The sequence below is a fragment of the Streptomyces sp. NPDC058683 genome, assembly GCF_042716195.1.
Taxonomy (GTDB): domain Bacteria; phylum Actinomycetota; class Actinomycetes; order Streptomycetales; family Streptomycetaceae; genus Streptomyces.
In genome coordinates this window covers 1-20449 of record NZ_JBHXSK010000080.1, presented here as the reverse complement: position 1 = coordinate 20449, position 20449 = coordinate 1, and the positions used below count along the sequence as shown (strand labels likewise).

Below are 20449 nucleotides of genomic sequence, written 5' to 3'. Positions count from 1 at the left end.
GAACGCGCGCGGCACGGGAAAAACCGGAAAGAGGTGTCAGGGGACGGCCGGTGAGAGCATTCCGCGGCGTTCGCCCTGGCGGACCGGTCGGGGCTCGGCCGCTCCGCGTGGCACAGGGCGGGCCGAGGCGGCGTCAGCGAGGATGGAGTCGTGCAGCTCACGCAGTGCGCGCGAGGGCTCGATGCCCTCGTCGACGAGCAGGCGATAGCCGCTCCGGTATGTCGACAGGGCGGCCGAGCGGTCGCCGGCCCTGCTCAGCGCGAGCATCAACTGGTAGCGGAGTTGCTCTTGTTGGGGGTGAGCGATGACGATCCGCTGGAGGTCGGGGATGACCTCGCGGTGCCGGCCAACCTCCAGCATCAAGGCGAAGTGTTCTTCGCACGCCATCAGCCGCAGGTTTTCCAGGGCTCTGACCTCCTGGCCGAGGACCGCCGTGTCGGCGAGCATCCCCAGCGGTCGGTCCTGCCACAGCCTCAGCGCTTCGGTGAACAGCGTCCCGGCCCGGAGGTTGTCGTGCCTGCGGCGGGCCTGCATCGCCTCACAAACCAACCTGCGGAACCGCTCGGCATCCAGCTCGCCCGGCCCGACGTCGAGTTGGTAGCCGCGGCCGATCGTATGCAGGCGGCGGACCTGCTCGGCCGCGCCGAGTATTCGGCGGACCCGGCCCACGTACAGCTGCACGTTCTTCACCGCGGACGGCGGCGGCGCGTCCCACAGCGCGTCCACGACGGCCCCGACCGGCACCGGCCGGTTGGGGTTCAGCAGGAGACAGGCCAGCACCATCTGCTGCTTCACCGGTCCGAGGGAGAGGCTGGTTTCCCGGTATGTGGCGGTGAGCGGTCCGAGAAGGGAGAATCGCATGTGGCTTTCGCCGTTGTCCCCGTCCGGGCACGCCTTTCGGGTACGAGGCATCCACGTCATTTCCATCTACTCCCTAGCCGGTGCCCAGCACGGGTCAGTGAACTCTGCACCCGTTCCACGGTAGGGGCGGCGGCGCGATGTGTAAGTCACGAGAGTCCGCCTCCGTGGCCAGGACCCGGCAGGTCACAATGGCCCGGCCAGACTGTCCACCGCGCGGGAAACCGTGCGGCGACCGCCGGAACGCGCGGCGAGCAGGTCCGCCGCCTCGCTGAAGCCCAGCTGCTCCGGCGGGGCCGGCTGTTCCAGGACACGAGCGAGCACTGCCACGGCCCGCCGCTCGACCGCCTCGCTCGCCTCGGCGACGGCGCTTTCCGGCCCGGTGCCGGCAGGCAGGAACCGCTGCCAGAACCGGGCCGCGTGATCCAGGCAACCGGGTATGTTGACCCCGCGCAGGAACGGCGCCACCAGTTCGTCGGCGAGTTGCCGGGCGTAGCGACGCGGCCCGCGGCTGCCCGGCCGGACGCCGAAGAGGGCGAGCAGGGCGAGTGTGCGGCACCGGTCGTAGAGGACGCCGCCGTCCGTGACACCCGCCAGGTGCAGCGGCGCGAGCACGGCGTGGTACGACTCGGGGGCTGCGGCGGCCCAGGCGATACGCTCGAAGGAGAAGCCGCAGTCGACGACCGAGAAGGACGCGTCGGACGCCCCCGCCACCTCGAAGTACCAGTTGATTTCGCCGAGTTCGACTTGACCGCAGTTCACGTCGGCCCGTCGCCCGCGGTAGGGCCCGTACGCGCAGTCCTCGTCGGTGAGCGCCACGGTGACCCCTCGGGCGTGCAGGCCGACGGCGGACAGGCAGTCGAGCCAGAGGTCGAGGTGGTGGGGGACTTGCTCGACCAGATCGGCGTGGCCTGTCTCCAACGAGGACAGGTTGACGAAGGAGGAGGACACGCCCGGCTCCCGGCCGGCCGTGGGCAGGTACCGCCAGCGGACGCACGGCTGGGAGAGGACCCGCGGGCCTTGTGGCGCCGGGGCTCCGTTGTGGACCACTGGGTCCAGGTACTGCAGCGCGGAGACGATCAGGTCGGTGTCGTGGGCCGTCTTACCGAGTCCGTCCATGGCGAAGGGTGTCAGACCTCGCCGGGCCAGCACGCCGTGCATCCGCTGCCACTGCGTCGAGAGGGGCCGTACCGGCGGAGTGGACGCCGCGGGGTCCCCCCGGCGGGCGGCAGGGTGGGAGCCCGGGCACCACGGGCTTCCGCACACCGCCGCCCCCTTGCCGAAGTACGCACGCCCGCAGTGTGGGCACCGGCACCTGTGCCAACCACGGGATTCCAGGTACCCGGCCAGGGCCGAGTCGAAGGCGGCTGCGGGCGTACGTGTCATGTCAGTGCACCTTCGGAGATTGCTGTTCCACGGGCCGGACGGGGAGGACGTCGGTGCCCAGGTAGGGCACAAGGATGTCGGGGATACGGACCGAGCCGTCCTCGCGCTGGAAGTTCTCCAGGATGGCGAGGATCAGCCGGTCGCAGAAACCGGTGGCGGAGATGGTGTGCGGGTAGCCCTTCTCGCTGCCGATCTTGTAGCGGATGCCGCCGCGGCGGGCCTGGTAGTCGCCCATGTTCGTGTTGGAGGTCATCTCGCGGTAGCGCCCCTGGGAGGGCAGCCATGCCTCGGTGTCGTACTTGATCCGGCCGGGCGCGCCGAGATCCTTCGAAGCGGTCAGCACCACCTGGTAGGGGACGCCGAGTTCGGCCATCAGCCACTCCTCGTTCTCCAGGCACAGCAAGTGGTAGCGCTCACTGTCGTCCGGGTGGCAGTAGACGAACTGCTCCAGCTTGTAGAACTGGTGGACCCGCAGGATGCCGGCGGTGTCACGGCCGTAGGAGCCGGCCTCGGTGCGGAAGCACATTGAGTCGCCCAGGTAGAGCAGCGGCAACCGGTCCAGAGTTTCCCCCACGTTCATACCCAGCAGAGTCTGTTCGCTGGTGCCGATGAGAGACAGGTCGGTTTCGGTGACCGCGAAGTTGTCCTTGCCCTGGAAGGGCAGGTAGCCGGAGGCGAACAGGGTCTCGCGGCGCGCCAGGTAGGGCGGGGAGACCAGTTCGAAGCCCTGCCGGCGGGCCCTCTTGGTGAACAGGTCGGTGAGGGCGTACCGCATCTGCACGGCCTCGTTCATCAGCAGGTAGAAGCGGGAGCCCGCGACGTTGACTCCGTGCGGGATGTCGATCGTCGCGGTGAGCCGGCCGATCTCCTCGTGCGGTCGGGGGGCGAAGTCCAGAGCGGGCGGGTTGCCGACGGTACGGACGACGGCGTTCTCCTCCTCGCCGCCGACGGGGACGCGTTCATCGAGCAGGTTGGGCAGCCACGACAGCACTTCCCGTAGCTCCGCCTCAGCCTGCTCGGCCTCCGCCTCGCGCTGTGTCCGTTCCTCCTTGAGCTCGCCCGCGCGCCGCCGGTGCTCGTCCTTGTCAGTGGCGTCCTTCCATTTCCGCCCGAGCACCGTGATGTTGTGCCGGGTTTCGTCGAGCCGACCGATGGCGGCCCGACGTTCCCGGTCCAGCCGTACGATCCGCTCGATGTCGATGTCGTAACCCCGCTGGGAGCAGTTCCGGACGACCTCGTCTTGGTTCTGCAGAATGTAGTTCAGGTCAAGCACGGCGATTCCTCACGGTGTTCTTGGACGGCGCGCCCATGACGGCGAGCCCCGTGTTCAGTAGGGCCTGGTAGGCGGCATGCTCCGCGTCGGCCACAACGTCCCAAGAACAGTAGCCGCTGGCGAACCGTACTGCCGCTTCCGCCGTCGCCGCCAACTCGGCGGAGGATTCGAGGAGTTCGCCGAGCCGTGCGGCCAGGGCCCGCGGGGAGCGGTCCCTCACCGGTGTCACCGCCGGTGTGTCGCCGTAGACCGCCCGGGCGAAGGGCACGTCGTAGCAGACCGCCGGGAGCCCGCAGGCGAGTGCCTCCAGCAGGCACAGCGAGAAGGTGTCCGCCGAGCGGGACGGGTAGCAGAACACCCGCGCTGACCCCAGCACCCGGTACTTCTCGTCGCCGACGAGCCATCCAGCGAGATGCACCGCCTCTCGCATGCCCAGCCGGTCCCGGGCGGTGAAGAAGGCGCGTTCCACCTGGCGGCTCTCGAACGAGCCGATGATCACCATGGTCGCGTCGGGTCGGGTGCGGCGCAGGTGCCGCATTGCCTTCAAGGCGTCGAAGAGCCCCTTGCCCCGGGTGAGTTTCGCCATGAACGCCACGTCGTAGGTCTTCTCCGAAGGCTGCGCCGTGGTGATCGCCGACAGGTCCACCGCGTAGCCGGGGATCGCCCGCACGGCGGGAGCGCCTGGGAAGTAGCCCTCCAGGTACAGGTCGACCGTCTCATTGATGACCACCCGCGGCAGCGTCCGCATCAGGCCGACCTCGTGAACGTGGGTGAGCAGGTACGACCAGGCGTGGCCGCGGCGCTCCGAGGGCAGGTGGCGCACCAGGTCCCAGGCGAAGGAGCGGGTGGGCCGGGGCACCGCGTCCAGGAAGGGCACGGAGTGCGGCATGACGGCGAACGGCACGCCGAGGCGCCCGAGGGCCGGTGGCAGTGTGCGCATCAGGTCCCAGATCTCCCGATAGAGGACCACCACGTCCGGTCGATCGGCGCGGACCGCTTCCTCGACGCGCCGGACCACCTCGGGCAGGTCCCGCACCCGCCAGCCGTCGAGGGCGAACGGCACCGTGTGGGTGGGCACCGCGCTGTCGTCCAGCGCGCGCCGGCAGACCGCATCGGGTTCGCCGAGGGCGACAAGCGTCACGTCGGCGCGTCGGGCGAGTTCCGGCAGGACATGGGCCAGCCGTGTCACCGGGCCGCGGCCGCTCTCCACGTCCACGTCACTGATCAGCAGGATCTTCATCGCGTCGCGTGCTCCAGTCGGCCGGACCGGGCGGCGCCGGCCAGCAGGTCGGCGGCGCGGGCCGCCAGGGCCATCACGGTGAGGGTGGGGTTCTGCCAGCCGGAGGTGGTGAAGCTCGCGCCGTCGGCGACCAGGACGTTGGGCGCTCGCCACAGCCGGTTGGCCGGGTCCACCACGGACCGGGCGGGATCGTCGCCCATGGCCGCACCGCCCAGTTCGTGTACGGAGGTACCCGGGACGGCGGGCTCGTCCGTGACGGCGGTGGTCCGGAAGCCGGCCGCGGCGGCCATCTCTGTCATCACGGCGGCCTGCCGACGGGCCAGTTCGTGCTCCTCGGGGCCGTAGAGCAGGCGGATGTGCGTTTGGGGGATTCCCCAGGCGTCGGTGGCCGCGGCCAGCCGTACGCGGTTGTCGGAGCGGGCCCGCACCTCGCCGCAAGCCCACATCCGGAACGGCGCGGTTCCCGACCGGGCGGCTTTCGCAGCCCAGTCGGCGCTGCGCGCACTCATCGGCAGTGTGTCCGGGGCGAAGGCGGTGATGCCGAAGCCGAGCGGGTTGTCCGGCTCGTCATGACCGAAGTCGGGTATGTGGCACACCGGCACGAACCCGGGGCTCTCCAGTGGCCGCGGCAGGTCGTCGACGTCCGGCACGGTGCCACTGACGGCGGGGCCGACGAGGTGATCGAAGAAGTACCGCCCGAGTAGGTCGTGATCGTTGCCCAGGCCGTCGGGGTGCAGTGGCGTACGGGTGTTGAGCAGGATGCGTACCGATTCAACCGCCGACGCGCACAGCATGATCACCGGCGCTCGTCGGCGGTGGGACCGGCCGGTGAGGCGATCGACGAAGACCACGCCTTCGGCGTACCGGCCGCGCGCGTCCAGTTCCAGATGGGAGACCACAGCGTCGGAGCGCAGGGTGACCCGGCCGGTGTGCAGGGCCGTGGCCAGCACGTCACCGGCCTCCGCGGCGGCCACCCGGCTGGTCAGCACCTGGCGTCCGGGCCAGCGCCGTGCCACCGCGCGGGCCAGCAGCTGCTCCCCGCGGGTCATCACGCCCCGCCGTCCGGCCGTCGGCGCGGGCGCCGACGGGGAGTGCTCGCCGCCGCCGGAAACCCGCATGAAGGACTCGACCCGGGAGTAGTACGGCGCCAGGTCGCGGTGCCTGACCGGCCAGGAGCGGCGAGCGCCGCCGGACTCGGGGCGTCCGGCGAACTCGCGGTCGGACATCCGTAGGCTGACCCCGGCCCACAGGTGCAGCCTGCCGCCGAGTTGACGGCCGCGGAACCAGTGGAAAGGCGCTTCCGCGTCTGTCTGGTACGGGTTGTCGAGGTCGTCCACGAAGAGGTGGCTGTTCATCAGTTCGTAGCCGGAGCACCGGGACTGTACCGGCTGGCGGCGGGAGTCGTGTGCGGCGCGGTCCACCCGGTGGTCGCCGGGCAGGAGTGGTCCGGCCTCGAGCACGAGCACGCGCGCACCGTGCCCGGCGAGGGTCTTGGCCGCCCAGCCGCCCGCGGCGCCGGAGCCGACCACAATCGCGTGGAAGGTGTCGTGGTTCTCGCCGTGGCTCATCGCAGCACCGACCTTCGGCCGGCCGTCGGACCGATCCGGTCACGGCCCTCGTCGACCAGCCGCATCAGGGTGGTGTCGTCCAGGACGACCGGTTCGAGGTAGGGAGCCTCGGGCAGGATGGGGCGTGCCAAGTGTTCGACCGGCGACGCGGAGAGAAGCCATCGGACCACCGAGCCGAGCAGGCCGTGGCCGACCACCAGGCGGGGAGCGGGCAGTTGCAGACAGTCCCGCAGCCCGTCCAGCATCCGGAGGACGGCCTCCTGCCAGGACTCGGCACCGCCGGGCGGCACGGCGTCGCGGCCCGCCTGGAGCAGCCAGGTGCCGTAGTCGCGCCAGGGACCGCCCTCGAAGCAGCCGTAGTCGATCTCGTTCAGGCGATGGTCGGCGCTGATCGGGACGGGGCGTCCGGCGAGCATGCCGAGGGCGGTCTGGTGGGTACGGGTGAAGCTGCTGGTGCGGCAGGAGGCGACGGTGTCCAGCCAGGGGACGGCGACCTGGTGGCAGGCGGTCCGGCCGTGGGCGTCCAGAGGCACGTCCACGGCCAGAGACCCGTTGACGAGATGGCGGGCGCTGTATTCCGTCTGAGCGTGGCGAACGAGGTAGGTGGTGTGCGGTGCTGTGGTCACCGTGCGACTCCTTTGCTCATCGACGGAGGTTCGTACTCGGACACGGGCTCGTCACTGAGCCCGAGCAGTCTGGCCACCGCCGCGACGCAGCGGGCGGTGGCGCGTCCGTCGCCGTACGGGCTCGCGGCGGCCGACATCTGCGCGTGCCTCAGCGGATCGGTCCACAGCGACTCGACGGCGGTGCGGACTCCGCGGGGTTCGGTGCCGACCAGGGCGATCCCTCCGGACTCGGCAGCTTCCTGACGCTCTGTCACCTCTCGCAGGACGATGGCCGGTGTGTCCAGTGCGGTGCACTCCTCCTGCACTCCGCCGGAGTCGGTGACCACAATGTGCGCACGCCGGATCAGCCGCAGGAAGGTGGAGTAGGACTGCGGGCCGACGGTGACGATGTCCGGACGGTTGCTCAGTGGGGGCAGCAGCGCGTCCCGGACCACAGGGTTGGGGTGGACGCAGGCGACGATCAGCATGTCCGGCTGGCCGGCGGCGAGGTCCGCGAGTGCCCGGGCGATCCGGGCCATGGTGGGCCCCCAGGACTCCCGGCGATGGATGGTGAAGAGCAGCATCCGGCGCGGGTCGCGGTCGAGCACCTCCAGCGCGGGATCGTCCCAGCCGCGGGCCGGCCCGAGCATGGCGGTCATCGCGTCGATCACGGTGTTGCCGGTGACGACCACGTTCGCTGGGTCGATCCCCTCGTCGAGCAGGTTGCGCCGCGCCTGGGGAGTGGGGGCCAGGTGGAGGTCGGCGAGGAGGGAGGTGATGCGCCGATTGACCTCCTCGGGGTATGGAGCCCAGCGGTTGCCCGAGCGCAGCCCCGCCTCGACGTGGACAAGCGGCACCATGCGGTAGAACGCCGCAAGGCTGGCGCCGAGAGTCGTGGTGGTGTCCCCGTGGGTGAGTACCGCCTGCGGGCGGTACCGGGCCAGCATCTCATCGACGCCGGTCAGCACGGCGCTTGTCAGTTCGGCCAGGTTCTGGCCTTCACGGCGCACGGCGAGGCAGAGATCCGCCTCCACGCCGAACTCGGCGAGTGCCCGCCGCACCATGCCGCTGTGCTGCCCCGTGGTCACCACCAGCGGGCGGAACTCCTTCCGCGCCCTGAACTCCTTGATGAGAGGGGCCATTTTGATTGCCTCCGGCCGGGTGCCGAAGACCAGCGCGACGGTCCGCCTTTGCATTTCTCCTCCTTCACGATGGTTCCGGCGCCCGGGAGCGCCACCCTCTGCCTCAGACCAGCAGGCGGATCCACTGGTCCGGGACGGGCCGCCCGGAGGCCGCCCGCCCGTGGAAGACCAGCGCCTGGTGGGCGAACATGGCGCACCATGTGTTGCCGAGGCCGGCTCGGGCACCGCGCCCGGCGGCGCCGGAACGGGCGGCGCCGTCGCTGTCGTCCGCACTGTCGAAGGGCAGCGCCCCGGCCGGGTCGATACGCTCGGTCAGCGCCTTTGCCACGTACGGCAGTTCGCCGACCGCGTCGGCGTCCAGACGGCCCTGCGAGGCCAGAACGGAACCGACACGCAGCAGTTGCGCGAGAACGTCGCTGCGAATGCGGCTGTCGGGGCGCTCCGCGTACTCGTGCAGAACGCCGTGGGCAAGGTGGGAGGAGAGCCGGGTGTAGCACCGTTCCAGTTCCGCGCGGTATTCGGTGTGGCCCGCTGCCTCGGCCTGGAGCAGCCCCTCCAGTGCGTAGAGCGCCGGGTGGCTCATCGCAGGCAACCGGTCCGCCAGTGCGGCGGCATGCCGCCGCAGGGTGGCGCGGGCCGCCTCGGTGAGCCGGGGGGCGTCCTGGGGGCGGGTAAGGGCCAGGACACCGCCGGCGACCTTCAGCAGGTGCGGGCCCGGCCTGGTGGACCAGCGCTCCGGCGGCGCGGTGGCACCGGGCAGCGGCCGGCACGAGAGCCAGCTGCCGTCCTGGTCCCTCAGCCGGTCGAGCAGTTCGGCGGCCCGGGCCGTGGAGGATTCCGCCACCGGCGGCTCGGCGGCGGCATGCTGGGCGGTTGTCGTCCCGCCCATACCGGTGGCCGAGACGGAGGCGATCAGACCGCGCAAGACCATGCCCAGGTCGAAGGCGAACAGGGCGTCATTGCGCCACTCCTCCGGGGGCTCCTCCGCCGGATCGAGGTAGCTGCGGGTGCGCGGCCCGCCCGGCCCGGCGAGTTCGCGGGCCAGCCAGCCGGTCACCGCCTCGATCCGGACGGTGGCTCGCGCGGTCCGATCCGGCTCGACGGTCCGCAGGAACGCCAGCCATGTCAGGTAGTAGCCGGCGATCTCCGGATACACGTAGGCGGGGGCCGCCCCTCCCGTGGTGGCGCCCAGGACTGCGCCGGCCTCCCGGCCGTGTGCGACATACGGGCGGTCGAGGAGCCAGTCGGCCAGTTCGACGGCGCCCACGGCGGCCTCGGTACGGGTGCTCATGGTCAGTAGAGCCGGACCGAGCCGGCCAGGAGGGCGTCGGTGATGGTGGTGACACCGGACATCACGGACTTGACGGTGACCTCGACGAGGTTGGCGTCCACGGGGCCCTCGTGGGCGACCAGCACCTCCCACGGATCGTCGAGCTCACGGCCGGCCTGCCCGATGACCCACACGCGGAAGCCGGTGCCGAAGGTCTCCGCCAGCTCGTCGGCGATGCGCTGCGCGGCCACCGTGTAGATCTTGCCCGTGTGGTACACGGGGTTCTTCCCGCAGGCGCCCTCCATCGTGTACGGGCGGGCCGTCGCGATCAGCCCATTGGCCCGGTTGCCGCGGCCGACCAGGCCCTCGTCGCCGCTCTCGATCGAGGAGCCCGTCGCGGTGAGGTACAGCTCGGGGAGGTCCGGCTTGTCACGGGTGTTGGTGAAGAGGTTGACCCGGTGTCCCGGGAGCATCCGGCCGGCCAGTGCGAGGACGATGGCGCGGGCGGTCTCGATGTTGGCGACGTACGTGGCGAGGTCGGCGACCTCGTCGGCGATCTGCGGCAGGCACATCGTCAGATCGACCGAGTTACCGCTGCGTACCGCGAGCACCTTGATGTCGGTGCCGAGCCAAGGCAGCTCGTGCTCCTCGTGCAGTTCCTTCTCTACCTGGAGAACGAAGTCCTCCAGCGGGCTCAGCGGCGCGTAGGCGGTACCTATCGACGTGTCGTTGCACGCCAGACGCTCCAGTTCACGCAGGTCGGACAGGTCGCGGGGGGCGAACCAGTGCCGCCGGTACGACTCCTGGGCCGACGACGCGTCCACCTGGCCCGGGCTGCTGCCGGTACTGAGGTTCCACAGGAAGGTGAGGTCCCGCTCAGGGTCGATCTTCGGCAGCCGGGCCCCGAGGAACTCCCGGGTGGTGCTGACGACGATGTCCTCGACGGGGATGTCCTCGTCGCCGAAGCGGTTGGACGTACGGCCGTTGACGAGAACACGGATGGGGGACGTCATACGGCCGCGGCCGAAGTTCACCTCGCTCCGGCCGCCGAGCAGGCCGACCTTGTCGAAGTTGTGGTGCAGAACCGCCCCGAACCTCTCCAGCGTGTAACGAGAATACGCGATGGAAAGAGCCTCGGCCAGGCCGTCGGAAAGGGAATCGGGATGCCCCAATCCCTTGCGCTCTATGACCTCGAAATCTGCGTCCGGTCCGGATTCGACGAGGTTGAATCGCATGACTGATCTCCCTGGGTCGATGAGAGGAGAGTCCGCGGAGAAGTTGCCGCAGACACGCGTCAATTGTTGGCCGAGACGCGATGGCGATGTCAAGGAGAAGTGGAGCATGACCCCCGGTCGTATGCTGCGAATATACCAGCCGCCGCCGGGTGTTGAGCATGACGGCGGAGAGTGGCCCTCGGTCGTATGCCGTGAATATACCGGCTGTCACTAGGGTGTTGAGCATGACGGATCCAATGGCGGTTGAAGTGCGCCGACTTCGCGAATTGGGGCTCCCGCGTCCCGTTCCGCGACGTATGAGCATGCAGATCACCAACATCTGCAATTCGCGGTGCACCATGTGTTCCATTTGGGAGATCTACCGGGAGAACAAGGGGCTGCAGAGCACCGAACTCACCGGAGAGGAGTGGCTTCGGGTCGCCGGCCTCGCGCTCGATCAGGGGGTCACCTCCATCGACGTGACCGGCGGCGAACCCTTCTTGAAGGAGGGGGTGGTGGAGTTGCTCAGCCTCGTTCTACAGCGCACGGGATTCACTGCGGTCACCACTAACGGCTTGCAACCGAAACGCATTCTTGGCATGGTGGAGAAAATTCTCGCGGCGGCACCAGCCGACGCACTGTTCGTCGTGAGTGTGTCGATGGACGGTTTCTCCGACACGTATGCCCGGATCCGGGGGGTGAAGAACGGCCATGCGCGCGTGCACCAGTTGCTGCGCGGCCTAGGTGAACTGCGCGAGAGATATCCGCAGCTGAGTCAGCAGATCAGCTTCACCATCATGGACGAGAATGTCGATGAACTGCCGACGCTCATGGACGAAGCGCTGAGGACCGGACTGGTTCGCGAGCCGGACGACTTCAACTTCCGGCCGGTCGCCTCAGGGCATTACTACGCGAAGAACAACAATCTGGAAGGACGTGACAGACTCGTCCGCACGGTCGAGGAAGTCCGCCGGAGGTTCCAATTCCGCCGTACTCTGCCGTTCATCGAGAAGATACCGCTGAGCGTCGTCGAGCCCAGCCGGATGATTCTTCCGTGCTACGCGATGTTCGCGTCGCTATGGGTCGACCCTTACGGGGGCATCGCCCCGTGCGTAACGATGACCGAGGACGTCATGGGTAATGTCAGGGACACCGGCTTCGATATCCTGCCCATCTGGAACGGCCATCTGGCCCAGCAGAGCCGGCGGCGGATCCAGCGCGACGAGTGCGCGGTCTGCTGGACGGACTGCCAGGCGATGGAGAGCATCGAGTACGAAACCGCCGGTGCCCGGTGAGCACGCAGGTTCCCGCTGAGGGCAGCGCAGGGATCCCCGCAGAGGGCGCCGTGCTGCCGCCGGTCGTCTCCCCTGAGAGCCGGCTCGATCCCTACCCGCTGTACAGGCTGCTGCGCACGGACTCCCCGGTGCACTGGGACCCGCCGACCCGGTCGTGGTACGTCAGCCGCCGCGCCGACATCGTCGAACTGCTGCTGGATCCACGGCTCGGCGCGCACGAGTACCCCCAGTGGGTGCACGATCTGCCGGAGGCGGAGCGCCGGGACGTCGTCCCGGTGGAGGACCATCTGGCGCGCTGGCCGGTCTTCTCCGACCGCCCGGCACAGGCTCTGTTGCGCCGCCGCCTGCAACCCGCGCTGACCCGGGCCGCAATCACCCCGCTCGGCGACGACATCCGGGATGTCACCCGGTCGCTCGCCCGGAATCTGAGCTCCGGGCCGACGGACCTGCTGACGGGCTTCGCCCGGCCCGCCGCGGTATGGACCGTCACCCGTCTGCTCGGGGCGTCCGCGGACGACGACGGTGCGCGGCTGGTCCGGTGGTCGGACGCGCTGATGCGCTATCTGGGCAGCACAGGTGTTGACGTGCGGCTGGCCGAGGACGCCCGGATCGCGGTCGAGGAGCTCACCGGCTTCGTTCTGTCCCGGACTCTGACGTCTCCCTCCACACCGCTGGCGCGGGCGCTGTTCACGGCGTTGGACGACGAGCGGATCGAAGCGGAGGATGTGGTAGCCATGGTGGCCCAGCTGGTCACCGGCGGCATCGAACCGACCGTCGCCGCCACCTGCGTTCTGGCCCTGCGCGCGGCACGGGCCGCGGCCGCGCCGCGCGCCGACCCGGAGGCGGCCGGCGTCGCGGTGACCGAGGAGGCCGCCGCGTGCATGCCGGAGGCCCGAGCGGACGCGGAGGCGGAGGAGGCCCTGCGGTCCGACCCGCCCTTCCACGTCGCGCCCCGGGAAGTGAAGGCGGACTTCGTCCACCGTGGTCACCGGTTCGCTCGCGGGCAGAGGGTGAAACTGATCCTTGCCTCCGCGGGCCACGACCTGCCGGAAGAGGTCCGTCCCGCTGGCTGCCCGGTGGCCGCGCACGACCGCTTGGCCGCGGCACCGGGGACGGGGCATCTCGCGTTCGGCCGGGGACGGCACTACTGCCTCGGCGCGCCGCTTGCCCGGCTCCACCTCCGGGCGGCCTGGCTCGCGTTGACCGAGGCGGATGTGCCCGCCCGCATCGACCTCGCGAAGGTCGAACGCATTCCCGAATTCGGCGCGACCTCCTTCCGCACCTGCCCCCTCCGCCCGTCCTGACTCCCGCGCGGTCCGAGCCCCTTCCGTGCGGGAAGGGGCTCGGACCGCGCTGTCACAGCAGCGGGAGCAGGCCCTGCTCATAGCGGTGGCGGACCTCGGCGATACGGACCTTGCCACTGGTCGTCATGGGCATGGCGCGAGGCGGGAGCAGGGCCACGTCCTGGACATAGAGCCCGAGTTCGGCGGCGAGGCGCCTGCGGATCTGCAGGGCGGTCGCAACCGATCGAGCCGCGACCATGTCCTGATCGGACAGCTCGGCCACCAGGCAGACCCGCGGCACGGCTTCGCTCCCGGGCGGGACCGCTGCGAAGACCACATTGCGGCCTGGCCGGAGGCCGGGGAGATCCGACAGGACGGCCGCGATGTCCGTGGCGTAATGGTTGGAGCCCTGATGGACCACTGTGTCGTCGGTCCGGCCGAGTACGAACAACTGCCCGCCGTACAGGAACCCCTGATCGCGGGTCGGCTGCGCACCGCGATCCCGCCCGGGAGCGATGTCGGGCCAGTAGCCGTCGAAGAGCTGGGGCCCGCGGATCCACAACTCCCCGACCTGCCCGTCCGGCAGTTCCCGCCCTTGCGCGTCCCGTACGCGCACCTCGGTGCCGGGCAGCGGCTCCCCCGAGGACAGCAGGGTGGCCACCGGACCCGCTTCGCCCGGGGAGCCGCTGTGGTCGGCCACGCTTACCGTGCCGGCCTGCAGTGCGCGCCGCAGCACCGTGAGTCGCAGCGCCGGCCGGGCCGGCGTGCTTGCGGTGACGGTCAGGGTCGCCTCCGCCATGCCGTAAGAGGGGCACATGCCGGCCGGTCGGAAACCCGCCGGGGCGAAGTGCTCGGCGAACCGGTCGGCAGTGGCGGCGCGTACGACCTCGCCCGCGCTGCGCGCGACCCTCCAGGAGGACAGGTCCAGGGTCGCTGCCTCGGCGGCGGGGACCCGGCGCACGCAGTGGTCGTACGCGAAGTCGGGTGCGCTGGAGAGTGTGCCGCGCAGTGCGGACAACGCGGACAGCCAGGAACGTGGCGTACGGGCGAACTCTCGCGGGGACAGCAGGACGGATGTGTAGCCCGTGCGCAAGGGACGCAGGACACCGGTGACCAGTCCCATGTCGTGGGACAGCGGTACCCAGGTGACGGCGGTGTCGTCCGTCCGCTCCCGGTAGACGCGGGCCGCCTGCGCGCACTGCGCGGCCACCGCGCGATGGCTGATGGCGACGCCTTTGGGCCGGCCGGTGGACCCCGAGCTGTACTGGAGGAATGCGATGCCACTGGCCGCCCCCGCCGGGTCGCCCGGCTGCAGGGTGCCGGCCGTCTCGGTGGCGCACAGGTCCTCCCACGTGTGCACCGCTGCACCCGGCCCCCGCACCGCGGCGCGGGTGTCGTCCGCGAAGACGTCACGCGTGATCACCAGGCCGGCGCCGCAGTCGTCCGCGATGCCGCGCAGCCGCCACGCGGCGGCGTCGCCCGCGGTTTTGACCGGGGGCGGCGCGGGCACCGCGACAAGGCCCGCGGCGAAAGCGGCGAGCAGGGTCGTGGTGAAGGACACGTCGTTGGGCAGGGCCAGCACCACCCGGTCACCGGGACGCCCGCCGCGTGCGACAAGCGCGAGGGCCACGCGATCGACAGTTCGGGCGAGTCCGGCGAATCCGATGCGGCGGGCCACGGTACCTTCCCGCCATTCGACCACCGCGACCGCGCTCGGCCGTTCGTACGCGTGCTGTCGCAGCCAGTCGTACGCCGTCATGGACGTCGGGGCCCCGGTCTGCGCGCTCACGCGGGACACGGGCGAGCGGTGGTCCACCAGGCATCGAGCGCCGCGCGCCGGATCTTGCCGCTGGGCGTCCGCGGCAACGTGCCCGCCGGGGCGGGGCGCAGGTCGGGTCCGGGCATGCCGAGCCGTTCCGCCGCCGTCGCGATGTCCCGAAGCGTGCGCTCCGGCAGTCCGGGCAGCGTCTCCACATAGCAGACCGGCACCGTGTCGCCGGTGACCGCTACGTCGGCGATCCCGGGAAGCAGCCGGATCTGGTGCTCTAGGTATGCCATGTCCGCGCCACCTGCCTGCCCTCCCGACTCCCGCCCGACGACGAAGAGATAGCCGTCCTCGTCGAGGTACCCCAGGTCCCCGGTGGGAAGCAACTCCGGTTGGCCGGGCGCGCGGTCGACCACGCGCAGCCGCAGCCAGATCTCACCCGGCTCCCGCGGGCCCAGGGTGCGCCCGCCACGGCGGATCACGACACCGATACCGGGCAGTGGCCTGCCGACCGAGCCAGGGTGGCGCAGCCACTCGTCGGCGGTGATCTCCGTGACGGTGCTCCTGGATGTGCCGTAGTACTCGTGCAGCACAGGACCGAGCAGTTCGATCGCGGACCGCTTGAGAGCCGGTGGGCAGGCGGCGCCGCCGTGGAAGAGCGCGCGCAGCGGCCGGGCCGGGGCTTGGCCGGACTCCACGACGTCCACCAGCAGATCGAGGCTGAGGAACGCGCTGTCGGCGCGGTGCCGGTCGACCAGTTCCGCGAAGCCGGCGGGCGACCAGGACCGCTGGACGACCACGGTGCTGCCGGCCTGAAGCGCGTACAGCGCGGGACCGAGGGTGCCGAGATGGTAGGCGGGGTTGCCCATCACATGCGGGCCGAAGGACGCACCCGCCGCGTATCGGCCCAGCACGGCGACGCCCCGGTAGGGCCGTGCCGGTCGGGCGCGCGGCACCGCCTGCGGCTCGCCGGTGGTACCGGAGGTGGCGAAGGCGAGGTGGCCGGCCCTCGGTGCGACCGCCGCGACGGTGCTGGCGGGCGCCGCCGCGCGCAGCAGGTCGTCGTCGGTGACCGACGGGCAGGGCGACGCGCCACCGCCCGGCGCATCCCCGGAGGTGATGTGCAGGGCCGTGGCCATGTCGTCCTGGAGGCGGGCGCCGACGCCGGAGGCGAAGAGCGAGGTGTCGGCCGGGAAGAGGCCGTAGCCGTACCGCAGCGCGGCGAGAGCCAGGGCGAAGAAGCGCGGACCCGTCGGTATGTCGGTGGAGACGACCGCGCCGTCAGCGAGGCCGGCAGCCTGGAGACCGCGGCCGAGCGCGTCGGCGTGGGCGGTGATGTCGGCGAAGGTGTAGTACTCGCCGTCCGCGATCACGGCGGTACGGTCGGGCAGCGTCTCGGCGGTCCGCCATGGATTCCACACGTACGGCTTCACTTCGCGACCTCCCCCGTCAGATCTGGCCGTGCTGCCGTCCGTCCGTCGGGGCTGTCGCCGGGTGCTCGGTGTGCCGCCGGCCCGGTGTCCGCGGACGTCTGCGCCAGGAGCAGTGCGAGTTCGGCAAAGGTGTCGGCCCGGAAGACCAGTGCGGTGTCGATGTCGGTGGCAAGCTCCTCCTCCAGCGCCGTCACGAGTTCGACGGCCGCGATCGAGTCCCCGCCCAGGGTGAAGAAGCCGTCGTCGGGACCGGGTGACCGGCCGAAGACCTGCTCGGCGGCGGCCAGGACGGTGCCGAGCAGATCGTCGGGGCCGGGGGCGGCCGGGTGGGTCGGGTTGGTCACGGTGACGTCCTCCGTGTGCGGGTGTTCGTCGGCGCACCGGTTGACAGACCGGCCGCGAGGCTGGCCAGGACGGCCTGGGCGAGCGATCTGCTGAGGCGCTGCCCGTCGAACAGCAGGGTGATGAAGAGCCGGTTGTGGAACTCGTCGCACCGCAGTTGCAGCGCGGACGTGTTGGCGAAGGTGATGCCGCGCACGGGGTATGCATCGGCGGTCGTGCGCAGGCCGCCGTCGTGCCGTGTCCCCTGGTAGTCGCCCTCGAAGCGGCGCAGGTTGACGTAGATGTCCCGGCCCAGCCAGCGGCCGTCGCCGGCGTGGTCCTGCAACGCCTGCTTCATCTCGCGCGCGGTCAGCTGTTGGTACCGCAGCGCGTCCAGGATCTGGCCGCCCACCTCGGCCCGTACCTCGGGCAGGGCGGCCGCGGCGTCGAGGATCTTCAACGGGGCGGTGCCGGCGAACATGCCGACGACATCCGGTTCCGAGGTGCGCCGCGAGTCGATCGACGTCCACAGGCTCAGTCGGCTGCGGCCGGTGCACTGGGCGACGGCCCGAACGAAGGCGCTTACCACCCACTGCATGACCGTGCAGCGCTCCCGCTCGCATGCGGCGCGCAGCGCAGCCATCTCCTGATCACCGAGTTGGGCGCGGACCGCCCCGTCGTCGCCGGTCGCGGTGTGCTCGGGTCTGCGCCAGGGGTGCAGCGCGGCGAAGCCGAGCCGGTCGTGCCAGCTGGCGCGGGCCTTCTGCAGATGCCGCGCCCCGAAGGCGGTGCGCTGCCGACGGGCCGCGGCGGCGAAGGACGGGGCGACCTGGGGTATCGGCTCGCCCCTGAGCAGGGCCGTGTAGTCGCGCCAGATCTCATGGGCCAGCAGATGGTGGGCACGGCCGTCGAAGACAATGTTCTGGAAGGTGGCCAGGAAGGCGTGATGCTCGGGGGCGTAGCGCAGCAGCCGCAGGCTGTAAGGGCGTTCGCCGGGCAGCCAGGACGCGAGGAAGTCCCGGGAGAATACGGCGGAGGCGTACCGGTCGAACTGCGTGACGGAGGCGGCCGTCACGTCCTGGTGGCGGAGGATCCGCTCGTCGGACTCCAGCGGGCGCACCCTCTGGGCGGCGTCGGCGGTGCGCTCGGTCCCGGCCAGCAGGTCCATGCGGACGGCGTCGTGCCGAGCGACGAAGGAGTACACGGCGCGATCGAAGAGGTCGCGGTTCAGCGGGCCGAGAATTTCGTACGACAACCGAGTGTTCCTGCGTACATCGGCCCGGCGTACGTTGGCGTCGTACCACTCCTGCTCGTAGGTGAACGGCACTGGTTCCAGGGTGGCGTGGCGTGCGAGGTCGGGGCGCGCAGAACCAGCCTGGGCCCTCGTTGCGACCAGGGGCGGCTGAGTCTGCTGCGGCGGCTCCGCGGGGATCAGGCCAGGCACAGGAACTCGCCTCCGGCCGCGCGGAGCGAGGCTGGGGACCCGGACTCGACGATGCGTCCGTCGCGCACGACCAGCACCTGGTCCGCCCGGTCCAGGACGGTGAGCCGGTGCGCGATGGCGACCACCGTGATGCCCGCCTCCATCAGCCCGAGAAAGATCTCCCTCTCCAGGGCCGGGTCCAGTGCGCTGGTTGCTTCGTCGAGGATCAGCAGCCGCGGTTTGCGGGCCAATGCCCTGGCCAGCACGATCCGTTGGCGCTGCCCGCCGGACAGCCCATGACCGCCGGGGGACACCAGGGTCTCGTAACCCATCGGGAGGGCGGCGATCTCCTCATGAACGCGGGCCAGCCGGACCGCCTCGACCAGGTCGGCGTGGTCCACATCAGTGGTACCGAAAGCGATGTTGTCGCGGATGGAGGCGCCGAAGAGGTGGGCGTTCTGGTTGATGTAGCCGATCTGACGGCGGTATCCGGGCCGGTCGAGCAGGGCGACATCCTCACCGTCGAACCTGACGGTACCGGCGTCGGGCGAGTACAGGCCGGCGAGCAGCATGCCCAAGGTCGACTTGCCGGATCCGGATCGACCCAGTACGGCGGTGAACTCTCCAGGCCGAACCATGAGTTCCGCATCCACCAGGGCCGGGCGCGAGGCACCGCGGTATGTGAAGGACACGCCTTTGGCGGAGACGGCCGCTGCCTGCCCGGGCTCGGCCGCCACGACGGCCCGGCCCCGCGGCTCGGGCTCGGTACGCAGCACGTCGTCCAGACGGGCCAGTGCGGGCCGGACGGCGGCGAGTTGGGCGGCGGTGTCGAAGACGCTCTCCAGAGGGGCGAACAGCGCGGTGGTGAGTGCCATGAAGGCCAGCGTGGCGCCCAGCGAGTCGTGCCCGGACAGTACGCGGGCTACGCCGATCACCACCACCACGAGAGGTGCGGAGAACTGGACGAATCGGCTGACGGCGGTGGAGACGGCGAGCGAACGCCGCGCAGCCAGGCGCTTGTTGATCTCGTGCACCAGCACGTGCGACCAGCGTTCGGCGGCTGCGCCCTCGACTCCTGCGGCCTTGAGGGTGGTGATGCTCTCGAGCATCTCCACCAGCTGGCTCTGCGCCTCGGTCTGGCGCTCCAGCACCTCGTGGCTGAGCCCGGCCTGCCGCCGCCAGGTCAGTGCCATCACGCCCACCTGGGCGGCGATCAGTGTGATGACGACGCAGGCCAGCACTGTGTTGGCGACGATGATCGCCACCAGGTAGCCGGTGATGAGGAGGCTGTCGAAGACAGCGGACAGTGCGGACAGACTCAGCACCTGGTTGACGGTGCTGCTGGTGCGCACCCGCAGAGCCAGGTCACCCGAGCTGTGCAGGGTGAAGAAGTCGTACGGTAGGGCGGTCAGATGCTCCACGACGCCCCACGTCATGCGCTTGTCGATGACGGACTGGCGGCGAGTCAGCACGAAAGCGCGGGCCAGTTGAGTCACGAGGAAGACCACGGACGCCGCCGCGAGCACGGCACCGGTGAGCCACAGCGTGTTCCGCAGCCGGTGCTCCACCACATGCCCGACCAGGAAGCTGAGCGTCACCGGCAGAACGAACTCGAATCCCATCAGGAGCATGGACAGGATGCCGATGCCGGCGAGCTCCCGGCCGCGCGGCAGGAAGTGCCTCAGCTGCTGCCAAGGACTGACGCCTCCGGCCGTGCTCGCCAGGGGGCGCCGCCGCGCGCCGATCGGGGGCTCGAACTCCAGGGCGACGCCGGTGAAGGACTTGGCAACGGTGTCGAGGGTGAGCCGTCGCCGGCCGAAGGCGGGGTCGACCACGTCGACGTAGGACTCGGTGGCCCGCTCCAACACGACGAAGTGGTTGAAGTTCCAGAAGAGGATGGCACCCGGCGTAAGCCGGCGCAGACCCTGCATGTTGGTACGCACGCCCCGGCCGTTGACGCCGCGCTCACGGGCCAGGTCGAGGAGCCTGCGGGCCGAGGCACCGGCGCGGCCGGAGCCGACTTGGGCGCGGATCTCGTCGAGCGTGACGTCGACGCCGTGCCGACGCAGCGTCATGACCAGGCAGGCCGGCCCACAGTCGCTGATCTGGGTCTGGAAGCAGACTGGGACACGCTCGCGACGGCCGAGGTCGCGCAGCGCGGTGTGCGCGGCACGGACCCGCTCGGTCAGGCTCCGGGCGGGCCGCCGCGTCTCCTGTTCGTGGCCGAACACGGGGCCCAGGCCGTCCTGTCCGTAGTGGTGTTCGAGAGCCTCGGTACGGAAGCGTGGTTCACTCATCATCCAGCTCGATCCTTCAAAGCCGCCGAAAGCGGCCGCGGACTTCCCGTTCGGCGGCCCCCGCCCTGGCTCAGCC

At 70.6% G+C, this 20449-nt stretch carries 16 protein-coding genes; 2 read left to right on the top strand and 14 right to left on the bottom strand.

What is annotated here, in order from left to right; translation table 11 throughout:
* Positions 1-36: 36 nt before the first annotated feature.
* The 9 genes from ACFWXC_RS49355 to ACFWXC_RS49315 all read right to left on the bottom strand — a co-directional run bounded on the left by ACFWXC_RS49355 (position 37) and on the right by ACFWXC_RS49315 (position 10577).
* Positions 37-861, bottom strand: coding sequence for a BTAD domain-containing putative transcriptional regulator (locus ACFWXC_RS49355; protein ID WP_384490222.1), 825 nt, complete (start codon positions 859-861; stop codon positions 37-39).
* Positions 862-1044: 183 nt separating this feature from the next.
* Positions 1045-1977 carry a hypothetical protein gene (locus ACFWXC_RS49350; RefSeq protein ID WP_384490220.1) on the bottom strand — a complete coding sequence of 311 codons (933 nt, stop codon included), beginning with the start codon at positions 1975-1977 and terminating at the stop codon, positions 1045-1047.
* Between the two features lie 268 nt (positions 1978-2245).
* Complete coding sequence (serS, locus tag ACFWXC_RS49345) at positions 2246-3517, bottom strand: serine--tRNA ligase (protein ID WP_384490218.1); 1272 nt, start codon at positions 3515-3517, stop codon at positions 2246-2248.
* Positions 3510-4757: a glycosyltransferase family 4 protein gene (locus ACFWXC_RS49340; RefSeq protein WP_384490216.1), complete on the bottom strand. Its 1248-nt coding sequence runs from the start codon at positions 4755-4757 to the stop codon at positions 3510-3512. Before ACFWXC_RS49340 ends, serS begins: the two co-directional genes overlap by 8 nt.
* Positions 4754-6325 carry a GMC oxidoreductase gene (locus ACFWXC_RS49335; protein ID WP_384490214.1) on the bottom strand — a complete coding sequence of 524 codons (1572 nt, stop codon included), beginning with the start codon at positions 6323-6325 and terminating at the stop codon, positions 4754-4756. The genes ACFWXC_RS49340 and ACFWXC_RS49335 overlap by 4 nt, the downstream gene beginning before the upstream one ends.
* Positions 6322-6951, bottom strand: a complete 630-nt coding sequence (locus tag ACFWXC_RS49330) for a histidine phosphatase family protein (RefSeq protein ID WP_384490212.1) — start codon at positions 6949-6951, stop codon at positions 6322-6324. Before ACFWXC_RS49330 ends, ACFWXC_RS49335 begins: the two co-directional genes overlap by 4 nt.
* Positions 6948-8126, bottom strand: a complete 1179-nt coding sequence (wecB, locus tag ACFWXC_RS49325; protein WP_384490210.1) for a non-hydrolyzing UDP-N-acetylglucosamine 2-epimerase — start codon at positions 8124-8126, stop codon at positions 6948-6950. Before wecB ends, ACFWXC_RS49330 begins: the two co-directional genes overlap by 4 nt.
* Positions 8127-8175: 49 nt before the next feature.
* Complete coding sequence (locus ACFWXC_RS49320; RefSeq protein WP_384490208.1) at positions 8176-9363, bottom strand: hypothetical protein; 1188 nt, start codon at positions 9361-9363, stop codon at positions 8176-8178.
* A 2-nt stretch (positions 9364-9365) separates the two neighbouring features.
* Positions 9366-10577 carry a methionine adenosyltransferase gene (locus ACFWXC_RS49315; protein WP_384490206.1) on the bottom strand — a complete coding sequence of 404 codons (1212 nt, stop codon included), beginning with the start codon at positions 10575-10577 and terminating at the stop codon, positions 9366-9368.
* 224 nt (positions 10578-10801) lie between these two features.
* Here ACFWXC_RS49315 and ACFWXC_RS49310 point away from each other — a divergent pair, with 224 nt between their 5' ends.
* Both ACFWXC_RS49310 and ACFWXC_RS49305 read left to right on the top strand, forming a co-directional pair.
* Positions 10802-11851, top strand: a complete 1050-nt coding sequence (locus tag ACFWXC_RS49310; RefSeq protein WP_384490204.1) for a radical SAM protein — start codon at positions 10802-10804, stop codon at positions 11849-11851.
* On the top strand, positions 11848-13155 hold the full coding sequence (locus ACFWXC_RS49305; RefSeq protein ID WP_384490202.1) for a cytochrome P450: 1308 nt from the start codon (positions 11848-11850) through the stop codon (positions 13153-13155). The genes ACFWXC_RS49310 and ACFWXC_RS49305 overlap by 4 nt, the downstream gene beginning before the upstream one ends.
* A 52-nt stretch (positions 13156-13207) precedes the next feature.
* Here ACFWXC_RS49305 and ACFWXC_RS49300 read toward each other — a convergent pair whose 3' ends face one another.
* The 5 genes from ACFWXC_RS49300 to ACFWXC_RS49280 all read right to left on the bottom strand — a co-directional run bounded on the left by ACFWXC_RS49300 (position 13208) and on the right by ACFWXC_RS49280 (position 20376).
* Complete coding sequence (locus ACFWXC_RS49300; protein WP_384490200.1) at positions 13208-14923, bottom strand: AMP-binding protein; 1716 nt, start codon at positions 14921-14923, stop codon at positions 13208-13210.
* The gene (locus ACFWXC_RS49295; RefSeq protein ID WP_384490198.1) at positions 14920-16332 is read right to left on the bottom strand and encodes a class I adenylate-forming enzyme family protein; all 1413 of its coding nucleotides are present in this window, start codon (positions 16330-16332) and stop codon (positions 14920-14922) included. Before ACFWXC_RS49295 ends, ACFWXC_RS49300 begins: the two co-directional genes overlap by 4 nt.
* Positions 16329-16676: an acyl carrier protein gene (locus ACFWXC_RS49290; protein WP_384490196.1), complete on the bottom strand. Its 348-nt coding sequence runs from the start codon at positions 16674-16676 to the stop codon at positions 16329-16331. Before ACFWXC_RS49290 ends, ACFWXC_RS49295 begins: the two co-directional genes overlap by 4 nt.
* Positions 16673-17980, bottom strand: a complete 1308-nt coding sequence (locus ACFWXC_RS49285; RefSeq protein ID WP_384490194.1) for a condensation domain-containing protein — start codon at positions 17978-17980, stop codon at positions 16673-16675. Before ACFWXC_RS49285 ends, ACFWXC_RS49290 begins: the two co-directional genes overlap by 4 nt.
* Before the next feature lie 104 nt (positions 17981-18084).
* The gene (locus ACFWXC_RS49280; RefSeq protein ID WP_384490192.1) at positions 18085-20376 is read right to left on the bottom strand and encodes a peptidase domain-containing ABC transporter; all 2292 of its coding nucleotides are present in this window, start codon (positions 20374-20376) and stop codon (positions 18085-18087) included.
* Positions 20377-20449 lie beyond the last annotated feature (73 nt).